A 25,685-nucleotide genomic window follows, 5' to 3' on the forward strand; every position below is an offset into this window, starting at 1 on the left:
TTGCGTCCACCTGCCATTGGTGCCACGTCATGGAACGCGAATCGTTCGAAGACGAGGAAGTCGCCGCGATGTTGAACGAGCGTTATGTGTCCGTAAAAGTCGACCGCGAGGAGCGGCCCGACGTCGACCACCTGTACATGTCCGTCTGCCAGGCGATGACCGGGCAGGGCGGCTGGCCGCTCACGATCGTCATGACGCCGGAGAAGAAGCCGTTTTTTGCCGGCACGTATGTTCCGAAGCGGCGCAAGTACGGACGGTACGGCCTTCTGGACATTTTGCCCCAGCTTGCGGAGAAATGGGGAGAGGACCGCGGCAAAGTCGAGGAAATCGGCGAGCAAATCGTCAAGGATACGGAAAGCCGGATGCTTTCGAACCTTGAGGGAGAGCTGACGGAGCGGACGCTCGATCGCGCTTATCGGCAGTATGCGGAGTCGTTCGACGAGACGTACGGAGGCTTCGGCTCCGCGCCGAAATTTCCGGCGGCGCACCATGTGTCGCTGCTGCTGCGCTATTATAAACGGACGGGCAACGCGCATGCGCTGGAAATGGCGGAGAAAACGCTCGACTCGATGTACCGCGGCGGCATGTACGATCATATCGGCTTCGGCTTCGCCCGATATTCGACGGACGAGCGCTGGCTCGTTCCGCATTTCGAGAAAATGCTTTACGATAACGCGCTGCTTGCGATCGCCTATCTGGAAGCGTATCAGCTGACGCGCAAAGCGGAATACGCGGAAACGGCGAAGCACATTTTTACATACGTACTGCGCGATATGACGGACGCGGAGGGCGGCTTCCATTCGGCCGAGGATGCCGATTCGGAAGGCGTCGAGGGCAAATTTTACGTCTGGAGGCCGGAGGAAGTGCTCGAAGTGCTCGGTCCGGACGACGGGGAGCTGTTTTGCGAGCTGTTCGACATTACGGCGGAGGGCCATTTCGAAGGGCGCAGCATTCCGAATTTGATCGGCCAAAACCTGAATACGGCGGCGAAACGGAAAGGAATGGCCGTCTCCGAGCTGCGCGACGCAATCGTAGCATGCCGCGCCAAGCTGTTCGAGCATCGCGAGCGACGCGTTCACCCGTTTAAGGACGACAAAATATTGACGTCGTGGAACGGGCTTATGATCGCCGCGCTCGCGAAAGGCGCCGCCGTGCTGGGCGAACCGCAGTATGCGGCGGCGGCCGTCAAAGCGGAGTCGTTCCTATGGAGCAAGCTGCGGCGAGATGACGGTCGGCTGCTCGCGCGATATCGCGACGGCGAAGCGGCGATTCCCGGGTACGTCGACGATTACGCCTATACGATATGGGGGCTGATCGAGCTGTACGGCGCGACGTTCGATCCGGCGTACGTATCAAAAGCGGCGGAGCTGGCCCATGCGATGATCGGCCTGTTTTGGGACGACGAGAAAGGCGGCTTCTTCTTTTACGGAAACGACGCCGAGCGGCTGCCGACGCGGATGAAAGAAAGTTACGACGGAGCGATGCCTTCGGGCAATTCCGTCGCGGCGTACAATTTGCAGCGGCTGTCCAAATACGTATACGATGCGGCGCTGTCGCAAAAAGCCGACGAGCTGCTGAAGGCGTTCGCGGGAGCGGCCGACCGGTATCCGACCGGCCACTCGATGCTGCTGACGGCGCTCGATTTCGCCGTGTCGGCTCCGGCGGAAATCGTCATCGCCGGCGATCCGGCGAAGCCGGACACGAAGCGGATGGTGGAGGCGGTGCGCAGCCGGTTTCTCCCGAACGCCGTCGTTATCCTCGTTCCGAACGGCGCCGAAGGGGACCGCGTCCGGGCGGCGATCCCTCTCGTACGGGATAAAACGGCGCTTGGCGGCATGGCGACGGCTTACGTTTGCGAGCATTTCGCATGCCAGGCTCCGACCGGAGACGCGGATGAGCTGGAGGAGCTGTTGGACGGATAATCGTGCGTTATAGTGAAAAAGGCGTCCCGCGATTATGATGGGGACGCCTTTTTTCGTTTTCCGGCTGCAAGATGATGTTCCGTTTGGCTTGGACCGTTCATAAGTTATCCTAGCGGCGCAACGATTGCAATGAGGAAGGGAAGTGCGCAATGTCCGACCATTTTGAGTCGAGATTCATTTTGGAAACCGACCCGCGAACGAACCGGTTTGTTTACGATTTGCCCGACGCCTGGTGGAGCCGCTTATACGAATACGAGTGGGCGGGCCGATTCGCGAATGCCGCGGACGTCGTTCTGGACGCGGCCTGCGGCATCCCGCATCCGCTGAAGTTTTATTTGTCTGACGTATGCAAGGAGGTGCATGCTTGCGACCTGGACGGCCGGATCGCTTCCGCCGAGCTGATGCGCCAAGCCGTCGCGGCCGAGCTCGGTCCCGACATTTACGCGGCGATGCCGGATCATTATTTCGACGGCATTCGTTACGCCCAAGCCAATCTGGCCAGCCTTCCTTACGAGGAGAGAAAGTTCGACAAAATTTTTTGCATTTCCGTTTTGGAGCATATGCAATGGGACGATATCGTGCGGGCGCTGTCGGAATTTCACCGGGTATTGAAGGACGACGGCTTGCTCGTCGTGACGTTCGATTACCCGACCATCTCGCTGCCCCGGCTGGACGAAGCGTTGAAGCTGACCGGCTTCGGATATTACGGAGCTCGTTCGACGGAGAAACCGGCGCATGCGCTGCGATCCACGATGTGGGGGGAATTGTACTGCTACCGGGCCGTGCTCGCGAAACGGCAGCCGGAGTAAAAACGAAACGGCCTTCAGACCCGCATCGGCGGAGCTGAAGGCCGTTGTTTGGTTTGGCGCCTTTCCGTTAGAGGGACTTTCGCTACAAATTTTTCTCCATCAAAATGCCGACGATCACTTCGCCCCGTTTGTTTTGCATTTTCTTAAGACCGTACGGAACGAAGCCGAGCTTGTCGTAAAACAGCAGCGCCCGCGGATTCGAATGGTGGCAGACGAGGAGCAGCCGCGGCACCTTCAGCTCGTTCGCCGCTTTCTCCATCATCGTTTCCAGCAGGCAAACGGCCGCCCCGCGCCCTCTGTGGCCCGGAGCGATAATGACGTTGCCCAGGCTGCAGTGCTTGCCTTCCTCGTAGCCGTATATGTTCGCATACCCGGCAATGCCGTTTTCGTCGGCCACGACCGTCGGCCACCATCGTTCTTTCGCTTTTAGCTCCAGCTGTTCGGCCGTAAGCGGATACGTGCCCGACGGAAACATGAAAAACAGCTCGTCCTCCGATTGCGGAAACGTGCATATCGTTTGAAAATCTTCGCTTTGCGCCGGTCGGCAAGCGTACATGCCGCAACTCCTCCTTTGGTCGGTTCGATTGACCCTATTATAAACCCGCCGCGAAGCCGGGGTACGCCATTTCGATCGGAACGTTCGGCCAAAAATGGCGGTCCGGCTTCGCCGCAGCGAACAAAAACGGCGGTCCCCGTCGGAAACCGCCGCCGCCATATCGGTCTTATTTCTGCTGTAAAATCGCGTTCCAAACGTCGGTCGTTTCGTAGCCGAGCCTCCAGGCGGCGATCCCGGCCAGGTCGTACTTGGCGGCGATATCGACCCGCGCCTTGACCGTTTCTTCGTTTTCCAGCCAAAAGACGTAGCGGTAGCCGCCGTCCTCGTATTCGACCTTGTACTGCTGGAATTGCGGGTCCCAGGCGGACGTCGCCTTTTTGGCGGCGATCAGCGCCGGGATGTCTTTCATGTAAATGGCCCGGTTGCTTTCCAGAGCGCCGGTCGCCGCGTTTATTTTCCACTCGCGGACGTAGTACGGAATGCCGAGCACGAGCTTGTCGCGCGGAATGCCGTACTCGAGAAACTCCTTGACGCCTTCCTCCGCCCATTGCAGGCCGGAGACGGAGCCCGGCTTGTCGCTGCCGGAGTAGTGCTGGTCGTAAGCCATCGTAATGACATAGTCGACGATTTGCGCCAGCTTTTCGTGATCGAACGCGGACAGATGGTTCCATTTGACGCTTCCGCGAGGCAAGTCCACGGAAACGATCAGTCCTTTCGCATGAGCCTCGACCGTAAGGTCGTTCATGAAGGCGGTGAAGGCGGCCCGGTCTTTGCCGGAAAGGTTTTCAAAATCGATGTTCAGCCCGTCGACGCCCAGCTGGGCGGCTTTATCGATCAGCGCGCGAATGAACGTTTGCTGCGCCCCCTTGTTGGCCAAAAATTGCGAAGTCATCGCCGAGTCGAACTGGTTGTTGACGAGCGGATGAATGGCGTAGCCTTGATTTTTGAGCCATGCCACGGATTCCGTGTTGGACATGTCCTTCATCGTTCCGCCGCCGTCGGCCAGCTGAAACCAGGTCGGGGACACGATGTCGAGACCGACCGTCGTCTGCACCTGCTTCTTGATGGTGTCGGCGGCCGAGGAGCCGTTCCAGCCCCAATAGAGCAGCTTGCGATAATTGTTCCAGATCCGTTCGCCGTGATACGTCCGAATCGATATGTTCGTATACCACTTTGCGAATTGCAGCGCCTCGGAAAGCGTTTTGAATTCGGCCGCTTTGTTGTCGCTTTGGTAAACCTGGTAATAGGGAACGTTCGTCCATATTTCTTTGCCGTCCAGCTTGATGCGGATATGTAAGTACCATTGCGAATAAGCGATCGCTTCGTCCATGCTGACGAACTCGGCGATCAGGTTGTCGTTTTGATACACTTTGTAAGGCTTGGCGTTGCGGTAGACGACCTGATTGCCGTTCGACGTGTCCACGACCGAGGAGTTCGACCAGTTCAGCGCCTCGTTGACGGCGTCCTCCAAATAGGCGAACGTTCCCAAATCCTGCGAGACGCCGTCCTGCACCACTTTATAAACGGCGGACCCTTGGCGAAGCTGCTGCTTCTCGGAGGCGGGGATGTTGTCCCATACCCATTTGTTCGTGTTCAAGTCGATGACGTGGGCGCCCAAGTACCATTTTGCGGCCGCAATCGCGTCCTTCATATCGGCAAATTCCCATTGATCGAGCGTTATGCCGCCTTGATACAGCCGGTATCGCGGGTAGTTGTTCCAGACCCAGCCGGTCGATTGCATGTCGCGGATGGCGGCATGGCCGTAATACCGGGCGACCGCTTTCGCTTCCTCCAGCGTGGCGAATTCCCAGTCGGGGAGCGATACGTCGTACTGGTACAGCTTGTAGCGGGGATAATTGTTCCATACCCAGTTTCTCGTGCCGATTTCCTCGACGTAGCTTTTCTTGTACCCGCTTGCGAACGCGATCGCCTGCTTCAGGTCGGAAAACTCGGAAACGGCGGTTTCGTTCTGGTACACGCGATACTTCGTCGTTTTGTTCGCAGCCGTCGCTCCGGCGGGGGCGACGATTACGGTCACCGCCACGAGCAGTGCGGCAACCCAACCGAATCTTCTCATCTCTCAACCTCTTTCCCTAGCAATCTTCCATATGTTCAGACGTGATGGAATGCAAATAGTTGCGAGATTCCGGGAAAAAGCCCGAAAAGGCGGGAATGCGCCCCGCCGCTGCCGTTTGTTGGAGCGGGACGGCCGAAAACGTGGTATGCTTAAGCAAAAGGAGGGATGCGCGATGAAACCGATCGTACTCGGCATGATCGGGAGCGGCGATATAAGCAACCGCTTTTTCGAGCAGGCGGCCAGGCTGGAAGGCGTCCGGTTCGCGGCGACGTGCGCGAAGCATTTGGACAACGCGAAGCGGAAGGCGGAGAAGTACGGGGTGGCTCGGGCGTACGACGATTACGAGACCATGATGGACGAAGAGGAGCTTGACGCGGTCGTCGTGACGACTCCCCATTCCGTCCACGCCGAGCCGGCGCTGGCTGCTATGAACCGGGGGCTCCATGTGCTGAACGAAAAGCCGATGGCGACCCGCTACGACGATTGCGAGCGGATGGTTCGGACGGCCGAACGGAACAACGTCATTTTGATGAACCTGCCCTACGATCTGAACGCGGCCTTGCTGACGGCGCTTTCGTACCTTAACGAAGAGACGATCGGAAAAGTGACCGGTGCGGAAGCGCAGCTCAACATTCCGGGACCGCCGCGGGACAACTGGTACTACAACCGGGCGATTTCGCACGGCGGCGCCGTTCTGGACTGCATGGTGTATCCGATCAGCCGGCTCATTGCGCTGCTCGGCCCGGCGAAAAGCCTCGTCGCCGAAGTCAACACGCTCATTCCGAATCGGATCGTCGGCGGAGGGAAGCGGATCGTCAGCGACGTGGACGACAATGCGACCGCGATCGTGGAGTTCGCGGGCGGGCAGCACGCCGTCGTTCGCACATTGTGGGGGACGTCCTTTACGCAAAACAACACGATCGTGTACGGGCGTAACGGAACGATCGCGTTGAACGACGGCGGTTTTCCGCTCGTGATTCATTCCCCGCACGGACCGATCCCGGGAGCGAGCCCGGTCGTTTGGCGCGGGATGGAATCGTGCTACGCGCCGGCGCTGCGGCCGGCTCCGGATACGGAGAAGGACATCGTGAGCCACTTCGTGCACTGCATCCGCTCCGGCGTTTCGCCGAAGCAGTCGGCGCGGCAGCAGCTGCATGTGCACGAGGTGATGTTCGGCGTATACCGATCCGCCGAATCCGGAAGCCGGTACGAGCTGACGACGACGTTCGAGCCGTTTCATCCGTTGGCGCCGAACTTGTTCGATACGAAGAGCGACTACGTCTGAACGCCGGGTGAGGGAAAGCGGTCGCCTCGCGAACGGGCGAAAAAAAAGAACGTTCCGATATCGGAACGTTCTTTGGCGGCCGCGAAGCTTGGTTCGCCGGCCAGCCGCTTTTGGAAGCGTTCATTCGCGCTTACTCTTTCACGATGCAGAACATTTCGTCTTCCACATCGAGCTCGAGCTGGCTGCGAAAGACGCGCCGGTTGTACTGGTTCAATATATACCGCTCGATCGCCTCGAGCATGTTCGCTTCCACGATATAGTGCGAGCGGCCGTCGATCGTCACCTGGGCGGAAAACCCGAGGCTTTCCTCCCATTCCAGCTGGACGGTCACTTGATCCGGCGCGATCCCTTTTCGCTCGGCCATATGCTCGCAAATCGCGTTAATGATTTCTTGCTGGCTGAGCGTCATTCTTGGAACCTCTTCTTCGTTTTATTCCGGTCGCGGAAGTAGACGTACGCCATCCGGACGAGCATAATGACAAGGAAGATCGCCATCACGTTGACGAGCAGTCCGAGAATGTTGCCGAGGAAGCCCATGCCCCCGAACAAGCCGCCGAACAGCAGGCCGGCGAGTCCGCCGAGCATCAAGCCCTTCATGAAACCGCCGCCGCCGAAAAAGCCGGGTTTGGACGCGGTTGCAGGCGTCGTCGGATTCGTAGAAGCCGGTTTGCTCGAATCGGTTTTCGACACATTGTCCGCAGGCTTGGTCGGCGAGTACGATTTGCTGCCGGAATTGAAGCTGCCCTTCGGCTTCGCGTCCGCGAACTGCGGTGCGCTGATCGCGGCGAAAACAAAGCAGGCCATCAATACGAGCACCCATTTTTTCATCAGAAAAACCCTCCTGTTTTCGTAAATCAATATGCCGGTACACGATGTACTACGAATAGCGTGGGCAACGGTTTCGTTTTTTATAAAAAAATATGAAAAAAAAATAGACCGATCCGCAGGCTTTCAATGAGTCTGCAAATTTCCGCCATCCGTGATATAATGTAGAGATGATTACGGCCTGCTGGCGGAAAAGGAGGCGGTCCGCACCGTGTATCCGGCGTCCTATATCGAATATTTGGTTCAGTTTCACGCGAGCCGCGATTTTTTCGAATGCCATGAAATTTTGGAAGATTATTGGAAGCGGCATCCGGACGATCCGAAAAGCAAAACGTGGGTCGGCCTCATCCAGGTCGCGGTGTCGCTGTATCATCAGCGGCGGGGCAACCGGGCCGGCGCTCTGAAAATGATGGCCGCCGCGCTGCGCAATATGGACGACGCGCATTTGGCCGAGCTCGGCGTCGACGCGCCGGCGTTTCGCCGCGAAGCGGAGCGCCGGTTGGCGCAGCTGACGGACGATGCGGCGGCGCCGTATGCGGATATGGACATTCCGCTCGCGGATGCGGAGCTGGCCGCCGCCTGCATGGCCGAATGCCGAAGCCGGGGGCTGGTCTGGAAGCAGCCGACCGATCCGAACGATTCGTTTATTCGCAACAAGCATACGCTTCGCGATCGGACCGACGTCATCGAGGCGAGACGGCTGGAAGCGGCCAAAAGGCAAATCGGCCGCAGCGAAGCGAGGGGGTGAGAACGGTAGGAGCGCGACTGGACAAGCAGCTCGGATTTATATTGGAAATCGACAAGTTGAAGCACGTGTTTCGCAAAAGCCGTCTCATCCGCAGCGAACGGTTCGAGAACGATGCCGAGCATACGTTGCATTTGGCGATCATGGCCGTCGTCTTGTTCGAATACGCGAACGAACCGGATCTGGACCTGCCGACGGTCCTCAAAATGATTCTCGTCCACGACCTTGTCGAGATCGACGCCGGGGATACGTTCGCCTACGACGACAAAGGGCTCGAGGGCAAATACGAGCGCGAGCGCGAAGCGGCGCGGCGGCTGTTCGGCATGCTGCCGGACGACCAGCGGGACGAGTTTATCCGGCTTTGGGAGCAGTTCGAACGACGGGAGACGAAGGAAGCGAAGTTCGCCGCGGCGATCGACCGGCTGCAGCCGATGCTGTTCAATTACGAGAACGAAGGCCAGTCGTGGAAAGAGCACGGCATTGCGAGCGACCGGGTGCTTCGCCGAAACGCGTCGATCGGGGAAGGCTCGGCCGAGCTTTGGCGGTATGCCGAGCAGATGATCCGGAATGCGGTGTCGCGGGGGTATTTCGACTGACGGCCGTTCCGGATCGCAGCGGGAAAACCGCAAATTTACAACGAAGGGGAGCATACAGCGATGGCAAGACTGTTGGATGAAATTATCGGATTCAACCGCTCGTTCGTCGAGCAGCGCAAATACGAGCCGTATTTGACGTCGAAATTTCCGGATAAAAAGTTCGTCATTTTGACGTGTATGGATACGCGCTTGATCGAGCTGCTTCCGGCGAGCATGAACATCAAAAACGGCGACGTCAAAATGATCAAATCGGCGGGCGGCGTCGTGTCGACGGCGTTCGGCGGCATTATGCGAAGCATTATCGTGGCCATTTACGAGCTCGGCGCGGAAGAAGTGCTCGTCATCGGACACTACGACTGCGGCATGGGCAACATTAACCCGCATGCGATGAAATCGAAGTTTTTGGACCGCGGCATTTCCGAGGATACGCTGCAAATTTTGGAAAACTCGGGGCTCAATATCGAGCATTGGCTGCGGGGGTTCAACGACGTGACGGAAAGCATCCGCAAAAGCGTCAGCCTCATTCGCCACCATCCGCTTGTGCCGAAAATTCCGATTCACGGGCTTGTCATCGATCCGAAGACAGGCAAGCTGGACGTCGTGGACGAAGGGTATTTGGACTAAAAAGCGCAAAAAGCTTCTTCGCCGACCGGACGAAGAAGCTTTTTTACGCGCCGCGGCTTATCGGCTTTCCGGCTGCGGCCGAAAATCGATCGCCTTCATGTTCGGATTGTACGTTTGCTGTCTGCTCTTCAGCACGAGCGAAGGCTGGCCCGGCTTCCGGTCGACCGTCACCTCGTCCTCGAAAAAGATCGACTGCTTCGGATCGTAAAAGACGGTGAACCGGTTGCTGCGCGCGAGCCGGTCTCCCTCCTCCGGTCGGTCGACGATCCATAGGGCGGCCACGCCGTTCACGGCGCAGCCGCATCCGTCCGTGTCGTAGGCCAGCTTCAAGGCGCCGGACGCGGTGCTGCCGAAAAATTTGGATCCGATGAAATCGGCCGCTTCATCGGTAAACTGGACGTACATGCCGGTCATCTCCCATTCGTTGTCGCTCCGTCACATTGTATCATAAAACCGGGGCGATGTTGATTCGTCCGCCGTTTCCAAGTATGATGTTACCATCCGTTTCCACGCTAAAGGAGGATGACGCCGTCATGAGCGAATCGATCGAAACGTTGTTGCCGTCTTTTCGAAGCTATGTGAAGAAAATGAAGAGCTACGGGGAAGCGCTGGACGTCATGTATTGGGATTTGCGAACCGGAGCGCCGCGCAAAGGCGTGGAAGCCCGCTCCGAGGTCATCGGAGAGCTGTCCGCGGAGATGTTCAAAATGTCCGTCTCCGACGAGATGGGCCGTTATTTGGAGCGGCTGTCCGAACCGGCGGCGTTCGAGCGGCTTGGCAGCGTCGACCGCAAGCTGGTGGAAGAGTGCAGGAAGGAATACGACCGCAGCAAAAAAATTCCGCCGGACAAATACCAGGCGTACGTCGTTTTGACGTCGCAGGCGGAATCCGTTTGGGAGGAAGCGAAGGAAAAAGCCGACTTCGCCATGTTCCGTCCGTATTTGGAAAAAATCGTCGCCGCCAATCTCGAATTCGTCGAGCTTTGGGGCTACGAAGGACACCGGTACAACACGCTGCTCGACATGTACGAGCCGGGCATGACGGTGCAAAAGCTCGACCGCATTTTCGCGGACGTCCGGGAAAAGCTCGTGCCGCTCGTGTCGGCGATTCAGCGGTCGAACAACGAGCCGGATACGTCGTTTTTGAACGAGACGTTCGACGTGCGGCAGCAAAAAGCGTTCAGCCTGTACATTCTGAAGGAGCTCGGCTACGACTTCGAAGCGGGCCGTCTGGACGAAAGCGTCCATCCGTTCGCGACCGGGCTCAATCCGGGCGACGTGCGCATCACGACCCGCTACTTGCCCGGCGACGTGACGAGCGCGCTGTTCGGCACGATCCACGAATGCGGCCATGCCCTGTACGAGCAAAATATATCGAAAGAGCTGATCGGCACGCCTTTATGCTCGGGCACGTCGATGGGCATCCACGAATCGCAGTCGCGCTTCTGGGAAAATATGATCGGCCGCAGCCGGACGTTCTGGGACCGGTATTTCCCGAAGCTGAAGGAGCTGTATCCGGACCGGTTTCAAGGCGTTTCGGTCGATTCGTTTTACCGCGCGATCAATCGCGTGCAGCCGTCGCTTATTCGGATCGAGGCGGATGAGCTTACGTACAACCTGCATATTATGATCCGCTACGAGATCGAAAAAGCGCTGTTCGGCGGCTCGCTGCAAGTCGCCGATTTGCCGTCCTACTGGAACGAGAAGTATAAGGAATACCTCGGCGTCGAGCCCGCTCACGACGGGGAAGGCGTGCTGCAGGACGTACATTGGGCCGGCGGCTCGTTCGGTTATTTCCCGTCGTATTCGCTCGGCAACATGTACTCGGCGCAAATTCGCCGGACGATGGAGCGGCAGCTCGGCGATCTGGACGATTTGATCGCGGGCGGACATTTTGCGGCGATCAAAGACTGGCTCGTCGAACGCATTTACCGTCACGGCAAGCTGCTTACGCCGGACGAAATCGTCGAAGGCGTTACCGGAGAGCCGCTCAACCCCGAATACATGATTGCGTATTTGAAAACGAAATACGGCGACATTTACGGTTTGCGATAAGCCGAAACGTTTGCGAAGCAGAGAGCGCGCGCTCTCTGCTTTTTTGCGTTCGATCGGGCCCCGGATTCGTCTATCGTTCTATCACCCCGCTCTGGGCGCTTGCATATGATAATCGCAAACGAAAGGGAGGCGTTGCAGCATGAGCAAAACGATGAAGTCGCTGCTGCTGGCGATCGTCGCCGTCGTGCCGGTCATGCTCGCCGCATGCTCGGGCTCCGCCGGCAACAAGACGAAAATCCGGATCGGCGAGGTGACCCGGTCGATTTTTTATGCGCCGGAGTATGTGGCGATCAGCCAAGGCTTTTTCAAGGAAGAGGGGCTCGACATCGAGCTGACGACGACGGCGGGCGGCGACAAGACGATGACCGCGCTGCTGTCGGGCGGGATCGACGTGGCGCTCGTCGGCTCGGAAACGTCGATTTATGTCAGCCAGCAAGGGTCGGACGATCCGGTCGTCAATTTCGCGCAGGTGACGCAGACGGACGGGACGTTTCTCGTATCGCGCAAAAAAATCGACAAATTCGATTGGTCGATGCTGAAGGGAAGTACGTTTCTCGGCCAGCGAAAGGGCGGCATGCCGCAAATGGCGGGCGAATTTACGCTGAAAAAGAAAGGGATCGACCCGCAAAAAGAGTTGAAGCTGATCCAAAACGTCGACTTCGCCAACATTCCGGCCGCCTTCTCGTCCGGAACCGGCGACTACGTGCAAATGTTCGAGCCGCAGGCGACCGTGATCGAGAAGGAAGGGAAAGGGTTCGTCGTCGCTTCGTTCGGCATCGAAAGCGGCAAGCTGCCGTATACGGTGTTTATGGCGAAAAAAAGCTTTATCGACCGCAATCCGAAAACGATTCAGCAATTTACGAACGCCGTTTATAAGGCGCAGCGGTGGGTCGCGGACAAATCGGTCGACGAGATCGCGGCCGCACTCCAGCCGTTTTTCGCGGACACGGACAAAGAAATCGTGAAGGCGGTCGTGAAGCGGTACAAAGACCAGCAGTCGTTCGCCGCGGACCCGATCGTCGACGAGAACGAGTGGAACAATTTGCAGGATGTGATGGAGGCGGCGGGCGAGCTGAAGCAGCGGGCCGACTATAAGAAGCTCGTCGACAATACGTTCGCGCAAAAAGCGATCGACGCCGCCAAAAAATGAAAAGGGCGGTGATCGGTTATGAAGGAGAAGCAGGCGGCCGTCCGCTTAACCGACGTTTCCCACGTATACGTATCCGGCAAAGGGGCGCTGCTGGCGCTGGAGCGGATCGGCTTCGAGCTGGACGAAGACGAGTTCGTCAGTTTGGTCGGTCCGAGCGGCTGCGGCAAAACGACGCTGCTGTCCGTCGTCGCGGGACTGATCGTTCCGACCGAGGGACGGGTGGAAATCGGCGGCAGGCGGGTAACCGGCCCTTCCCGGCAAGTCGGCTATATGCTGCAGCACGATTATTTGTTTCCGTGGAGGACGATCGAGAACAACTGCTTGATCGGACTGGAGCTGCACGGCAAAGTGACGGACGCCCAGCGGACCGACGCGCTGCGGCTGCTTAAGGAGATGGGCCTCGGCGACGTGGCGGCGAAATATCCGCACCAGCTGTCCGGCGGCATGCGCCAACGGGTGGCGCTCGTTCGGACGCTGATTGCGTCGCCGGAGCTGCTGCTGCTCGACGAGCCGTTCTCGGCGCTCGACTACCAGACGAAGCTGACGCTCGAGCAGCTCGTCTCCGAGACGCTGCGCAAGCGGCGCAAGCCGGCGATTCTCGTGACGCACGACATATCGGAGGCGATCGCCATGAGCGACCGGGTGATCGTCATGGACCGCGGGCCGGGGCGGGTGCGCCGGGACATTCGCGTCCCCGACGAGATTCGCGCCGCCAGTCCGATGAAAGCGCGGGAATTGCCCGGCTTTCACGCGCTGTTCGGCGAAATATGGGGCGAGTTCGAAGAGATGGAAGCAAGGAGGGAGCCGTCATGAGTTCGGGACCGAAGCTTGACCGATCCGCCGATTCGCTTTCCGCGCTGCCCGCCCGCGTCCTGCAGGAGCACCGAAAGGCGGGGCGGCGCCTCACGGCGTCGGTCTCGCTGACGCAGCTGTTTCTGTTCGTCGCCTTTATCGCTTTATGGGAAACGGCCGGGCGGCTGAAATGGATCGACGTGCTGCTGTTCAGCTATCCGAGCAAAATCGCGCTGCTGCTGGCGGGCAAATGGGCCGACGGCTCGCTGCTGCCTCACGTATGGGCGACCGTGCTGGAGACGGGAGCGGGATTTACGCTCGGCACGCTGCTCGGGACCGCGCTGGCCACCTTGATCTGGTGGTCGCCGTTTCTCGCCCGCGTGCTCGACCCGTACCTCGTCGTCGCGAACAGCATGCCGAAGGTGGCGCTCGGTCCGCTGTTCATCGTCGGGCTCGGGCCGAACGTCGCGTCGATTATCGCGACGACGCTTGCCGTCACGGTCATCATTACGACGCTCGTCGTTTTTACGAGCTTCAAGGAAGTCGACGCGAACTACTTGAAAGTGGTGCGCATGTTCGGGGGGACGAAGGGGCAGTCGTTCCGCAAAGTCATATTGCCGGCTTCGATACCGGCGATCGTGTCGACGCTGAAGGTGAACGTCGGCCTCGCCTGGGTCGGCGTCATCGTCGGGGAATTTCTCGTATCGAAGCAGGGGCTCGGCTATTTGATCATATACGGCTTCCAGGTGTTCAATTTTACGCTGGTGCTCGGAAGTCTCGTCGTGATCGCCGTCGTGGCGACCGTCATGTATCAAATCGTCGCTTATATCGAAGGAAGACTGAACCGGAAACCGTGACGGCTTGCGAAAGCCGGGTCCGGGGCGGCGAGGCGGGACGTTCGCCTGCGTCGCCTCGTTTTCCGCCGGACGAGCCCGCCCGCGGTTTGTCATGCCGATGCCGCATGCATTACTATAGAAGGAAACAAGGGGGAGTCGCCTATGGGCATTCGCACCGTGAAAACCGCAATCGCCACCGTGGCGGCCGTTTATTTGGCGATGCTGCTGTCGCTCGAATATCCGATGTCCGCGGGGCTGCTAGCCATATTGGGCGTGGAGTCGACGATCCGCAAAGGGATCGTCACGTCGCTCACCCGCATCGGCGCGTCGCTGATGGGACTTGTGATCGCCACGTCGATGCTGATGGCGTTCGGGTTCCATCTGCTCGTGCTGGCCGCGTTCATCCTGATCGCGATTCCGGTGCTGCTGCGGCTGCGGCTGCAGAACGGGCTCGCGACCTGCTGCGTCGCCGTCTTCCACATCTTCTCGATCGGGGAGGCGTCGGTGCCGATCGTGCTGAACGAGATCGGACTGCTTCTCGTCGGACTGGGTACGGCGACGGTCGTAAACGTCGTCTATATGCCGGATGCCGAGCGTAAACTGATAACGGAACGGGAGCGGGTCGAGAACGCGTTCTCCGACATCTTCCGGCATATCGCGAAACAGCTTCGCGAAGTCGATTACGTATGGAGCGGCGGCGAGGTGCTGGACGCGCATGAAGCGATCGAGCGGGGCAAGGCCGAAGCGGTGAAAGCGGCGGAAAACCGGCTTTTTTCGGGAAACCCGTACTGGAATACATACTTTCATATGCGCGGCGGTCAGCTGGAATCGATCGAGGATATGATCCGGCTCGTCGCGCAAGTATACAGCAGCTTGCCGCACGGACATTTGGTGGCGGAGCTGTTCGAGGCGCTGAGCGTCGACGTGAAGAGCATGACGTACACGGGAAACGTGGAGAAGCGGCTTGCCGCGCTGGAGGACGAATTCAAACGCATGCCGCTGCCGCAAAGCCGCGAGGAGTTCGAGGTGCGGTCGGCCATCTTGCAGCTATGCCGCGAGCTAACATATTATTTGAATATCGCGAAAAGAGAAAAGAAGCAGTTGGAAGTCTAATAACCCCGCCAAGCCGCGCCGGCCTGCGAAGCGTACAGCGTCGGGCCTTGCGGGATCCGGTTTTACGCAAAACCTATAAGGTTCAAAAAATGTTGTCACTCTAGACGAATGTCCTGCATACACTTTAATTGAATGATTTGTCATGGAGGAGGTTTGCAGGATGTCGACTACACATAGAGATACGCATTGCAGAGAAATCATCACGAAAGCTGTATGCGGCAAAGGTCGTAAGTTTTCTCAAGTGACGCATACCGTAACTCCGCCACAGACGCCGTCCAGTATTCTTGGGGCATGGGTCATCAACCATGAATATGAAGCCGTAAAAGCAAGCGACGGAGTCGAAGTGGTAGGTACTTACGATATCAACATTTGGTATTCTTACGACAAAAACAAGAGCACGGACGTAGCGAAAGAGACGGTATCTTATGTAGAACTGGTCCCGCTGTCGTATCTCGATTCGAAACATAGAGCCTCCACGGTCGAGGTTTCTGCGGTCGCGACGCAGGATCCGAACTGCGTGGAAGCGAATGTTTCGTCCACCGGAGGCGGTGTCGTCATCAGAGTGGAGCGGGAATTCCAGGTCGAGATGGTCGCCGAGACGAAGGTGTGCGTGCTCGTATGCGAAGGCGGCTGCGACGATCTCGACAAGGATGCGGACTTCGACGACGGCGGCGAGCAGGATTACGAAGATCTCGATCCGGACCTGCTCGACGACGAAGTGGATTAATACTTACTGCTTACTGTATAGTATGTCGGAGCTACACGTTTCGCCAGGGGGCATTCGCCCTCTTTTTTGTTGAATTGATACGCTGGAAGGGGTGGCCGGATGGACGGAATCCATGCGGAAGCGAGACGGCTCGGACTGAACGCGGAACCGATCGGCCGGACGTCCCGCGAGACACGGCCGGGACAGGCCGCGGCGCGGCTGCTCGGCTATTCGGAGGAATCGGAAACCGGAGGCGATTTCGGCATCACCCATCGCTACCGGTTTTTGTTGTTTCAGCTGGAAACGATCGCCGTGTACCGGTCGGCGGCGAATTGCGTGTATGCGGCTCCGGCGATTCGCCGCGGAACGCTCTATTCGGCCGGCGGGAGCGAAGCGGCGGGCGGGGAATGGCTTCGCGCCGATCCGGACGACGCCGCGGATCCGAAACAGCGCCGGGCCAGAAAGGCGGCCGCGCGGCTGCTGTTCTTGGCCGGTCTCGATTACGGCATGGTCGATATCGGCATCCGGCCGGGAGGGCGGCCGCTGCTGCTCGCCATCGAGCCGTTTCCGGCGATGGAGGCGCCGCTGGCCGGCCGGCTCGCGGAGGCGCTCGGCCGGTATCGGGACGCCGAAGCCCGCGAGCGGGAGCGCGACCCCGGGCTGCCGAATTTCCGGATGGGGGCCGATCCCGAGTTTTTGCTGACGAACGCGGACGGCAAGGTGGTGCCGGCTTCCGCCTATTTGCCGAGACAAGGCCGGGCCGGCTGCGATGTCGTCCGCATCGGCGGCAAGGTGATGTATCCGCTGGCGGAGCTGCGTCCGCGGCCGAGCGCCGACCCGCTGCAGCTGGTGGGGCACGTGCGGCAGGCGCTCGCGGCCGCATCGAGGCTCATTCCGGATACGCCGGGGGTCAAATGGCTCGCCGGAGGGATGCCGGCGAAAGGGTTCGCCCTCGGCGGCCATATTCATTTGAGCGGCGTCTCGCTTCGCGTTCCGCTGCTGCGGGCGCTCGACAACTATTTGGCGCTGCCGCTCGTCCTGATCGAAGACGAGCGTTCGTCCGCGCGTCGCCCGCGCTACGGCATTCCCGGCGATTTCCGCCGCCAGCCGCACGGCGGCTTCGAATACCGCACGCTGCCGAGCTGGCTCGTTTCGCCGCGCGTGGCCAAAGGCGCGCTTGCGCTGGCGGCGCTCGTCGCGAAGCGGTGCGGCTCGCTGCGCGCGAGGCCGCTGCTTCGGCCGGACGTGCTGAGCGGCTATTTCGCCGGCGACAAGGAGACGCTCCGCGGTGTCGTCAAGCCGCTGATGGCCGATATTCGCGGCTTGCCGGACTACGCGGAATACGCCGGCATGATCGCGCCGCTTTTCGCCATGATCGAAAACGGGGAACGCTGGGACGAGAGCGCCGACATTCGCGCCGCCTGGAAAATCGGTTCTCCGGTCGCCGGAGGAAGGTGATCGGCAAAATTTGTGTTATAATAGCGAAAAACGGGCAATTGGAACACGAATCGCGGTTGGAGGATGGACATGAGCAAATATACGCCGATGATCGAGCAATATTTGTCGATCAAAGCGCAGGCGGAGGACGCGTTTTTGTTTTTCCGCCTGGGCGATTTTTACGAAATGTTTTTTGACGACGCGATCAGAGCGGCGCAAGAGCTGGAAATTACGCTGACCGGACGGGAAGGCGGCATGGAGGAGCGCATTCCGATGTGCGGCGTCCCGTACCATTCGGCGGAATCGTATATTCACCGTCTGATCGAGAAAGGGTATAAAGTCGCCATTTGCGAGCAGGTCGAGGATCCGGCCGAGGCGAAAGGGGTCGTCCGGCGCGAAATCGTGCGAATCGTGACGCCGGGAACGGTCATGGACGGCAAAACGGCGACGGAGGCGAAAAACAATTTTCTCGTCTGCGTCGCCGCGTCGAACGGCCAATACGGCCTGGCCGCCTGCGATTTGTCGACCGGGGAGCTGTTCGTTACGGCGACCGAGCCTTCGCTCGCGCAGCTGATCGATGAAATCAACGTTTATTCGCCGTCCGAGCTGATCGGACAGCCGGAGCTGCTGCGTCAGCTTCGCTCCGAGAAGAGCGGCTTGCTGCAAGGAATGCTGATGACCGATTGGGAACGGGCCGACGAGGCGCTGATGAACCGCCAGTTTTCTCCGGAGCATCTCCGCTCGGTCGCCCCGGACTGGCTGCCCCCCGTCGCGCTGCTGCTCTCGTATCTCGGAGAAACGCAGAAGCGGACGTTGTCCCACCTGACGCGCATCGAAGCATACGAGCGCCGGCAGCATATGACGATGGACCCGTTCACGCGGCGCAATCTGGAATTGACGGAGACGGTCCGGGAGCGGGCGAAAAAAGGATCGCTGCTGTGGCTGCTCGACCGGACGGCGACCTCGATGGGCGGCCGCCTGCTGCGGCGCTGGATCGACAAGCCGCTGACGAACCGCGCCGACATCGAGAAGCGGCTCGAGGCGGTCGACTGCTTGTACAATCGGCTGATCGTCCGCGAGGAGCTGCGGCAGCAGCTGAAGGACGTCTACGATTTGCAGCGGCTCGTCGGCCGCATTTCGTACGGCAACGCGAACGGGCGCGATCTCGTCGCGCTGAAGCTGTCGCTGGCGCAAATTCCGCTCATCAAGCAAATATGCGCCGAATCCGGTTCGTCCACGCTGAAGGAGCTGGCCGAGACGATGGACGACTGCGCCGACATCCGCGAATGGATCGAGGACGCGATCGTGGAGGAGCCGCCGGTGTCCGTGCGCGAAGGCGGACTGATCAAGCCGGGCTACCATGCGCATCTCGACCAGCTGCGCGAGGCGAGCGTCAGCGGGAAGCAGTGGATCGCCGAGCTGGAGCGGCGGGAGCGCGAGTCGACCGGCATCAAATCGCTCAAGATCGGCTATAACAAGGTGTTCGGCTACTATATCGAAGTGACCCGCAGCAATTTGGCTTCGCTGCCCGAGCAACGGTACGAGCGGAAGCAGACGCTTGCGAACGCGGAGCGGTTCGTGACGCCGGAGCTGAAGGAAAAAGAAGCGCTCATTCTCGAAGCCGAGGAAAAGATGGTCGACATCGAATACGAGCTGTTCCTGCAGCTGAGGGACAAGCTGTCCGGCCAAGTGACGCGGCTGCAGCGGCTCGCCGAAACGGTGGCGGCCGCGGACGTGCTGCAATCGTTCGCGACGGTCGGCGCCGCGTACCGGTACCGCCGTCCGACGATTTCGGACGGGTTCGAACTGAACGTGACGGACGGCCGCCATCCGGTCGTCGAGGCGATTTTGACGGACGGCTCCTTCATCGCCAACGATACGCAAATGACGCAGGACGACGGACGGGTGCTGCTCATTACCGGGCCGAACATGGCCGGCAAGAGCACGTATATGCGACAGGTGGCGATGATTTGCATCATGGCGCAAATCGGCAGCTTCGTGCCGGCGGAAGCCGCCACGGTGCCGATCGTCGACCGCATCTTTACGCGCATCGGGGCGGCCGACGACCTTGTCGGCGGACAAAGCACGTTCATGGTCGAGATGATGGACATCCGGACGATGACGGAGAAGGCGACCGCGCGCAGCCTCGTCATTATCGACGAGCTCGGCCGGGGGACGTCGACCGGGGAAGGGATGGCGATCGCGCAGGCGGTCATCGAATTTTTGCACGACCGGGTCGGCTGCAAGACGCTCGTCTCGACGCATTTCCACGAGCTGGCCCATTTGGAGGAAACGCTCGGCGGACTGCGCAACCATTGCATGGCGGTGAAGGAAAGCGGCAACGACGTGACGTTTTTGCGCAAAATGATCCGCGGCGCGGCCAGCACGAGCTACGGCATCTACTGCGCCCGCATCGCCGGGCTTCCCGGCTCGATCATCGACCGGGCGTACGACCTGCTCGGCCGGCACGAGGCGGCGGCTTCGGCGATGCAGGCCGCCGGCGAAGCCGCCGCGAGCGGCGAACGGACGGCCGCCGCGCTCGAGGAGACGGCGCCGCCCGCGCCTTCGGCGACTTATCGCGACGACGCGGGGCGGCAAGCCGGGCTGGTCAAGGAAGAGGAGCCGGTCGTCCAGCTGAGCCTGTTCGGCGACGGAGACCGGGTGGCGAAAGGCGGAGCGAGAACGAAATCGAAGGCGGAGGCCGCCGAAGGAAAGCTCGCCGAACGGCTGCAGGCCGCCGACCTGATCAACATGACGCCGCTCGCGGCGATGAATTTTTTGTTCGAGCTGAAGCAGCTCGCCGCGGCCGAATCGAAATAAGGAGGACTCATCGATGATTTTCAAACGAAAGACCGGCCGGTCGCCGTTGCTTCAAACGTGGACCGCCGCCGCCCTGCTGTTCGGCTCGCTCGTCTTCCCGGCCGGCGCCGCATGGGCGGATACGGCGGAGCAGGTGAAGGAAGTTCAGCAGATGCTCTCGCAGGTCCATATTAACGGAGCCGGCATCGAAAAGGTGACGGCGAATACGATCGACGGCTTGATCGAGTCGCTTCACGACCCGTACACCGAATATTTCGACGAAAAAGAATGGAACGATTTCATGAATTCGCTCGATTTGAACTACGCGGGCATCGGCATGAGACTCGGCCAGGACGAAGGCGGGTTTATCGCCGTCGAGGTGTTTCAAGGGTCGCCGGCGCTGAAAGCCGGCTTGCGGCGCGGGGACTACATTATCGCGGTCGGAGGCGAATCGACGGCCGGCATGAAAATCGAACAGGTGACCGGACTGATTCGCGGAGCCGAAGGCACCGACGTCCAGATCCGGGTGAAACGCGGCAACGAGCAAATCGACGTCACCGCCACGCGCGGACAAATTCATTTGCCGGTCATCAGCGGCGGCATGATGGAGGGCGGAATCGGGTATTTGAACCTGGACAGCTTTTCCGACGACGCCGACGAGCAGTTTTCCGGGATGCTGGATTTGATGAAGAAAAACGGGATGAAAGGTCTCGTCATCGACCTGCGCGACAACCCGGGCGGCTTGCTGGAAACGGCGAAGCATATCGCCGAGCAGTTTATACCGGAGGGCATCCTTATTCATACGCGCGACAAAGACAATAAGGACGAGCCTCTCGTCATCAAGAAAGGCCGGTCGGTTTCGTTTCCCGTCGTCGTGCTCGTCAACGAAAACAGCGCCAGCGCGTCCGAGGTGCTGACGGCGGCGCTCCAAGACTACAAGAAAGCGATCGCGGTCGGCGCGAAAACGTACGGCAAAGGGAGCGTTCAGGCGCTGTACCCGCTGAATACGGGGGGCGTCCTGAAAGTGACGGTGCAGGAATATTTGTCCCCGAACAAGCGGGTCGTCAACAAGGCGGGGCTCCAGCCGGACGTGCAGACGGAAGGCGCCGTTCCGCAGCTGCTTACCGGTCTGCGCGCGGCGGGGCTTCGCGACATCAAGCTGGAGGCGGACAAGCATTCGTATACGCTGAACGGGTTCGAGTTTTTCGACGCGGCGCTTCCGACTTTGCGCGCGGACGGCGGCGTCTATTTCCCGGCCCGCACGTTGGCGGCCGTCGTCGGCGAGCCGCTCGCCTGGAACGACGAGCTGCAGGGCGTGGAAATCGGTCAAGGCGCGGCGAAGCGCGTCTTCGGTCCGTCGACGGGGTTCCGCAACGAGAACGGCTCCGGGTTTATCGAGCTGAGCCGCTTCAAGGAGCAGTTTCCGCAGCTCGAATGGACGGCCGGTCCGGATAAAACGGTGCTGACCGTGAAAGGAAACGGGAAGTAATGGGAAAAATAAAAGTGCTTAGCGAGCATGTGGCGAACCAGATCGCCGCGGGCGAAGTGATCGAACGGCCGTCGTCCGTCGTGAAGGAGCTGGTGGAAAACGCGCTCGACGCCGGCGGCACGAAAATCGACGTCGCCATCGAGGAAGGCGGACTGCAGTTGATCCGCGTGACCGACAACGGCAGCGGCATCGAATCCGGCGACTGCGAGGTCGCCTTTTACCGCCACGCGACGAGCAAAATCGAGAGCGGCAAAGATTTGTTCCAAATTCGCACGCTCGGCTTTCGCGGGGAGGCGCTGCCGAGCATCGCGGCCGTCGCCAAAGTCGAATGCGTTACCGCCTCGAACGCGGACGGTCTCGGCCGCAGGCTCGTCATCGAAGGCGGCGCGGTCCGGTCGTTCGAGGAGACGGCCGCTTCGCGGGGGACCGACATGACGGTCAAGGAGCTGTTTTTCAATACGCCGGCTCGTTTGAAATATATGAAAACGATCCAAACCGAGCTCGGCCATATTTCGGACTATATATACCGCTGCGCGATGGCCCATCCGCATGTCGCCTTCGGCCTGAAGCATAACGGCAACGTACTGCTGCAAACGCTCGGCAACGGCGACCTGCTGCAGGTCGTCGCCGCCGTTTACGGCACGGCCGTCGCGAAGACGATGCTGCAGGTCGAGGCGGAAAACGCCGACTATTCGCTGCGCGGTCTTATATCCCGCCCCGACATGACGCGGTCGAACCGGCAGGCGATCACGACGATCCTGAACGGACGAACGATACGCAACTATGCGGTGTCGAACGCCATCATGAACGCGTATCATACGCTGCTGCCGATCAACCGGTATCCGGTCGCGGTACTGCATATCGGCATGGACCCGTCGCTCGTCGACGTCAACGTCCACCCGGCGAAGCTGGAAGTGCGGTTCAGCAAAGAGCAGGAGTTGGTCCGGTTCGTCGAAGCCGAGCTGCGCGCCGTGCTGAGCGGACAAGTGCTCATCCCGAAGGCGGGCAGGCCGACGCCGAAGGCGGCCGTCGTGCAGGAGCGGATGGAGCTGTATCGGAGCTCGGCCGAGCCGATCGCCGATAACGACGCGTACCGGGACGCTCCGCTGCCCGAACCGCCGCCGGCGGAGCGCGGCAACGGGCAGCCGCCCTCGCCGGAACGCCCGTCCGCCGGGAATCCCGGCAAGGATGCGGCCGTCGATGCGGCTGAGGGCGATACCGTTCCGCGTCCGGAAAGGCGCGATGCATACATAAGCGAGCCGCTGTCGGGATCGTCGGCGAACGACGCGGTACGATCGCCTGGGCGCGAAGGGGCGTTCGCGCGGGAGGAACGCGTCGCGCCGCAACCGCGCGGCGGCAGCGCGCCGTCGGCGTATTCGTCTTCGTCGCCGGCCCGGCAGGCGCGTCCGTCGTTCGAGCGGACTTCGACGACGAGCGCGGCGGCGTACGAACGGCTGGCGAACGCGCTGCCGCAGACGCCGGGCGAGCGGCCGGCGCCCGCGCCGCGGTTTCCGCAGCTCGATCCGATCGGGCAAATGCACGGCACGTATGTCGTCGCCCAGAACGAAACCGGGCTTTATTTGATCGATCAGCACGCGGCGCACGAGAGGATCAACTACGAATATTATTACGAGAAATTCGGCAAGCCGGCCGAAGCGAGCCAGCAGCTGCTCGTGCCGATCACGCTCGAATTCACGACGGCCGAAGCCGAGGCGCTTGCCGGCAAGCTGCCGCTCCTTGCGCAGGTCGGAGTCGACCTGGAGCCGTTCGGAGGCGGCGCTTTTCTCGTCCGCGGACTGCCCCACTGGTTTCCGGCCGGCGAGGAGAAGGCGCTGGTGGAGGAAATGACCGATTGGCTGCTGGCGGAGAAAAAATCGGTCGACTTGACGAAGCTGCGCGAAAAAGCGGCGATCATGTGCTCGTGCAAAGCGTCGATCAAGGCGAATCAGCATTTGAGCATCGCGGAAATCGAAGCGCTGCTCGACCGGCTCGCGCGCTGCCGCAATCCGTATACGTGTCCGCACGGCAGGCCGATCGTCGTCAGCTTCACGACGTACGAGCTGGAAAAAATGTTCAAGCGGGTGATGTAATGCTGGTAACGACCTCCTATTCGCCGTCCGGCGAAACGGTCGAACGCGGAAAGCGGCTCGCGGCGGAGCTCGGCGTCCGTTACGTGCCGCGCGGAACGTCTTCGGTCCGCAGGCTCGGAGAGCGGTACGGAGAGTCTCGCTTTTTGCTCGTCGCGGAGCGGGAGCTGTTTTATCACGGCAATGACGAAGCGCCTCTGTTTTTTCACCCGTCGCTTTCGTTCGTGCGCGTCAAACGGCTGATGAACGGGGAACGGGACGCGCTGATCGACATATCCGGGGCGTCCGCCGGCGACCGGGTGCTCGACTGCACCGCAGGCCTCGGAGCGGATGCGATCGTATTTTCTTACGCGGTGGGCGAAACGGGCGAAGTGACGGCCGTCGAAAGCGAGCCGGCCTTGTATACGATCGTGCGGGAAGGCTTGCTGGCTTACGAAACGCAGCTGCCCGAATTTAACGCGGCGATGAGACGGGTCGTCATGAAGCGGGCCCACCATCTCGACGTGCTGCGGCAGCTGGCGGACAAAAGCGTCGATATCGTCTATTTCGACCCGATGTTCCGCCTGCCGGTCGAGGAGTCGAGCGCGATCGGGCCGCTGCGCCAGCTGGCCAATCATGCCCCGCTCGCCGAGGAGGCGATTCGCGAAGCGGTTCGCGTCGCCCGCAAAAGCGTCGTCCTGAAGGAGGGCAAGGAGAGCGGCGAGTTCGAGCGGCTCGGCTTTACGATGCGATCCAAGTCGCGAACGAAAATAGCTTATGGAGTGATACATCCTTGACGGAAGCGGAATCGAAACCGCGTCTTCTCGTGCTGGTCGGGCCTACGGCCGTCGGAAAGACGAATTTGAGCTTGGAGGCGGCCGTCCGGTACGGCTGCGAAATCGTTTCGGGGGACTCGATGCAAGTATACCGGGGGATGGATATCGGAACGGCGAAGGCATCGCGCGAAGAGCGAGCGGCCGTGCCGCACCACATGATCGACATTTGCGATCCCGACCATTTGTTTTCCGTCGCCGAATTTCAGGAACGGGTCCGCCGGTTGATCGAAGACATCCATCGCCGGGGCAGGCTGCCCTTCATCGTCGGCGGGACCGGACTCTACGTCGAATCGGTGTGCTACGATTACAAGTTCAGCGACATCGGCATCGACGAATCGTATCGCAAGGAGCTGAACGATTACGCCGACCGCCACGGCGAAGCCGCGCTCCACGATATGCTTGCGCAGGCCGATCCGGAATCGGCGCGGCGCATCCATCCGAACGATCGGAGACGGACGATCCGCGCCCTGGAGATCGTGCGCGCGACCGGAAGTCCGCAGTCTCCGGAAGCGACCGGACCGAAAAAGGAGTCCCCTTACGAACTATGTATCGTCGGCTTGACAATGGACCGGCAAATTTTATATAAACGTATTGAAGCTCGGGTCGACCTCATGATCGAGCAAGGTCTCGTCCGCGAAGTGGACGCTTTGCTCCGCCGGGGCTATACGACCGACCTGCCTTCGATGCAGGGGCTCGGGTACAAGGAAATCGTCGGCTATTTGCAGGGCGAATACGACTTGCCGTTCGCGGCAGAGCTTCTGAAGCGGAATACGCGAAGATTCGCCAAGCGGCAGCTGTCGTGGTTCCGGCGCATGCCGGACATCCGTTGGATCGACGTCACGGAGCCAAATTTTTCTGCGCATTTGCAAACATTTCATGATATACTAGCAGGAAAGTTTACCCCCGATCCAGAATAAGAATGGGGTACGTATCGAACGAAAATTCCGGCAATGTCCGTGGTAATCATT

23 protein-coding genes are annotated in these 25,685 nt (G+C 60.1%); 18 read left to right on the plus strand and 5 right to left on the minus strand.

Translation table 11 applies throughout. The features are described from left to right. The first annotated feature begins 29 nt into the window (after positions 1 to 29). Both PV407_RS07145 and PV407_RS07150 read left to right on the plus strand, forming a co-directional pair. Entirely contained in the window at positions 30 to 1,922 is a 1,893-nt protein-coding gene (locus PV407_RS07145; protein ID WP_332089213.1) for a thioredoxin domain-containing protein, read from the plus strand. 149 nt (positions 1,923 to 2,071) lie between these two features. Then, positions 2,072 to 2,731 (plus strand): class I SAM-dependent methyltransferase, encoded by a 660-nt coding sequence (locus PV407_RS07150; RefSeq protein ID WP_332089214.1) that lies wholly within the window; start codon positions 2,072 to 2,074, stop codon positions 2,729 to 2,731. An 82-nt stretch (positions 2,732 to 2,813) separates the two neighbouring features. Here the strand turns inward: PV407_RS07150 and PV407_RS07155 are convergent, their stop codons facing one another. Next, positions 2,814 to 3,287 (minus strand): GNAT family N-acetyltransferase, encoded by a 474-nt coding sequence (locus tag PV407_RS07155; RefSeq protein ID WP_332089215.1) that lies wholly within the window; start codon positions 3,285 to 3,287, stop codon positions 2,814 to 2,816. Positions 3,288 to 3,453: 166 nt separating this feature from the next. Then, on the minus strand, positions 3,454 to 5,364 hold the full coding sequence (locus PV407_RS07160) for a glycosyl hydrolase family 18 protein (protein WP_332089216.1): 1,911 nt from the start codon (positions 5,362 to 5,364) through the stop codon (positions 3,454 to 3,456). Positions 5,365 to 5,536: 172 nt separating this feature from the next. Here PV407_RS07160 and PV407_RS07165 point away from each other — a divergent pair, with 172 nt between their 5' ends. After that, positions 5,537 to 6,649, plus strand: coding sequence for a Gfo/Idh/MocA family protein (locus PV407_RS07165; RefSeq protein ID WP_332089217.1), 1,113 nt, complete (start codon positions 5,537 to 5,539; stop codon positions 6,647 to 6,649). 130 nt (positions 6,650 to 6,779) lie between these two features. On the opposite strand, the gene PV407_RS07170 is transcribed toward PV407_RS07165, so the two are convergent. Next, positions 6,780 to 7,058, minus strand: a complete 279-nt coding sequence (locus PV407_RS07170; protein ID WP_332089218.1) for a DUF2653 family protein — start codon at positions 7,056 to 7,058, stop codon at positions 6,780 to 6,782. Then, on the minus strand, positions 7,055 to 7,477 hold the full coding sequence (locus tag PV407_RS07175) for a hypothetical protein (protein ID WP_332089219.1): 423 nt from the start codon (positions 7,475 to 7,477) through the stop codon (positions 7,055 to 7,057). The genes PV407_RS07170 and PV407_RS07175 overlap by 4 nt, the downstream gene beginning before the upstream one ends. 208 nt (positions 7,478 to 7,685) lie before the next feature. Here PV407_RS07175 and PV407_RS07180 point away from each other — a divergent pair, with 208 nt between their 5' ends. The 3 genes from PV407_RS07180 to PV407_RS07190 are packed head-to-tail and all read left to right on the plus strand — an operon-like array spanning position 7,686 to position 9,439. Beyond that, a complete protein-coding gene (locus tag PV407_RS07180) occupies positions 7,686 to 8,222 on the plus strand; it encodes a DUF309 domain-containing protein (RefSeq protein ID WP_332089220.1) in 537 nt (178 codons plus the stop codon). Then, complete coding sequence (locus tag PV407_RS07185) at positions 8,219 to 8,815, plus strand: HD domain-containing protein (RefSeq protein ID WP_332089221.1); 597 nt, start codon at positions 8,219 to 8,221, stop codon at positions 8,813 to 8,815. The genes PV407_RS07180 and PV407_RS07185 overlap by 4 nt, the downstream gene beginning before the upstream one ends. Before the next feature lie 60 nt (positions 8,816 to 8,875). After that, positions 8,876 to 9,439 carry a beta-class carbonic anhydrase gene (locus PV407_RS07190; RefSeq protein WP_332089222.1) on the plus strand — a complete coding sequence of 188 codons (564 nt, stop codon included), beginning with the start codon at positions 8,876 to 8,878 and terminating at the stop codon, positions 9,437 to 9,439. Positions 9,440 to 9,496: 57 nt separating this feature from the next. Here the strand turns inward: PV407_RS07190 and PV407_RS07195 are convergent, their stop codons facing one another. After that, a complete protein-coding gene (locus PV407_RS07195; RefSeq protein WP_332089223.1) occupies positions 9,497 to 9,844 on the minus strand; it encodes an iron-sulfur cluster biosynthesis family protein in 348 nt (115 codons plus the stop codon). 128 nt (positions 9,845 to 9,972) lie between these two features. Here PV407_RS07195 and PV407_RS07200 point away from each other — a divergent pair, with 128 nt between their 5' ends. The 12 genes from PV407_RS07200 (at position 9,973) to miaA (ending at position 25,634) form a co-directional block, all read left to right on the plus strand. Next, a complete protein-coding gene (locus tag PV407_RS07200; RefSeq protein ID WP_332089224.1) occupies positions 9,973 to 11,493 on the plus strand; it encodes a carboxypeptidase M32 in 1,521 nt (506 codons plus the stop codon). A 139-nt stretch (positions 11,494 to 11,632) separates the two neighbouring features. Further along, on the plus strand, positions 11,633 to 12,643 hold the full coding sequence (locus tag PV407_RS07205; protein ID WP_332089225.1) for an ABC transporter substrate-binding protein: 1,011 nt from the start codon (positions 11,633 to 11,635) through the stop codon (positions 12,641 to 12,643). Positions 12,644 to 12,661: 18 nt separating this feature from the next. Continuing rightward, positions 12,662 to 13,456: an ABC transporter ATP-binding protein gene (locus PV407_RS07210; RefSeq protein ID WP_332089226.1), complete on the plus strand. Its 795-nt coding sequence runs from the start codon at positions 12,662 to 12,664 to the stop codon at positions 13,454 to 13,456. Beyond that, positions 13,453 to 14,292, plus strand: a complete 840-nt coding sequence (locus tag PV407_RS07215) for an ABC transporter permease (RefSeq protein WP_332089227.1) — start codon at positions 13,453 to 13,455, stop codon at positions 14,290 to 14,292. The genes PV407_RS07210 and PV407_RS07215 overlap by 4 nt, the downstream gene beginning before the upstream one ends. A 141-nt stretch (positions 14,293 to 14,433) precedes the next feature. Continuing rightward, entirely contained in the window at positions 14,434 to 15,384 is a 951-nt protein-coding gene (locus PV407_RS07220) for an aromatic acid exporter family protein (RefSeq protein WP_332089228.1), read from the plus strand. A gap of 160 nt (positions 15,385 to 15,544) precedes the next feature. Continuing rightward, entirely contained in the window at positions 15,545 to 16,111 is a 567-nt protein-coding gene (cotE, locus tag PV407_RS07225) for an outer spore coat protein CotE (protein WP_332089229.1), read from the plus strand. Between the two features lie 99 nt (positions 16,112 to 16,210). Next, entirely contained in the window at positions 16,211 to 17,548 is a 1,338-nt protein-coding gene (locus PV407_RS07230; protein WP_332089230.1) for a putative amidoligase domain-containing protein, read from the plus strand. A 69-nt stretch (positions 17,549 to 17,617) separates the two neighbouring features. Continuing rightward, complete coding sequence (gene mutS / locus PV407_RS07235) at positions 17,618 to 20,347, plus strand: DNA mismatch repair protein MutS (RefSeq protein ID WP_332089231.1); 2,730 nt, start codon at positions 17,618 to 17,620, stop codon at positions 20,345 to 20,347. 13 nt (positions 20,348 to 20,360) lie between these two features. Further along, positions 20,361 to 21,815, plus strand: a complete 1,455-nt coding sequence (locus PV407_RS07240) for a S41 family peptidase (RefSeq protein ID WP_332089232.1) — start codon at positions 20,361 to 20,363, stop codon at positions 21,813 to 21,815. Beyond that, complete coding sequence (gene mutL / locus PV407_RS07245) at positions 21,815 to 23,905, plus strand: DNA mismatch repair endonuclease MutL (RefSeq protein WP_332089233.1); 2,091 nt, start codon at positions 21,815 to 21,817, stop codon at positions 23,903 to 23,905. Before PV407_RS07240 ends, mutL begins: the two co-directional genes overlap by 1 nt. Further along, entirely contained in the window at positions 23,905 to 24,678 is a 774-nt protein-coding gene (locus PV407_RS07250; RefSeq protein ID WP_332089234.1) for a class I SAM-dependent methyltransferase, read from the plus strand. The genes mutL and PV407_RS07250 overlap by 1 nt, the downstream gene beginning before the upstream one ends. Beyond that, complete coding sequence (gene miaA, locus PV407_RS07255; protein WP_332089235.1) at positions 24,675 to 25,634, plus strand: tRNA (adenosine(37)-N6)-dimethylallyltransferase MiaA; 960 nt, start codon at positions 24,675 to 24,677, stop codon at positions 25,632 to 25,634. The genes PV407_RS07250 and miaA overlap by 4 nt, the downstream gene beginning before the upstream one ends. The last annotated feature ends 51 nt before the right edge of the window (positions 25,635 to 25,685 follow it).

Source organism: Paenibacillus sp. GYB003, assembly GCF_036577625.1.
Classification (GTDB): Bacteria; Bacillota; Bacilli; order Paenibacillales; family NBRC-103111; genus Paenibacillus_AB.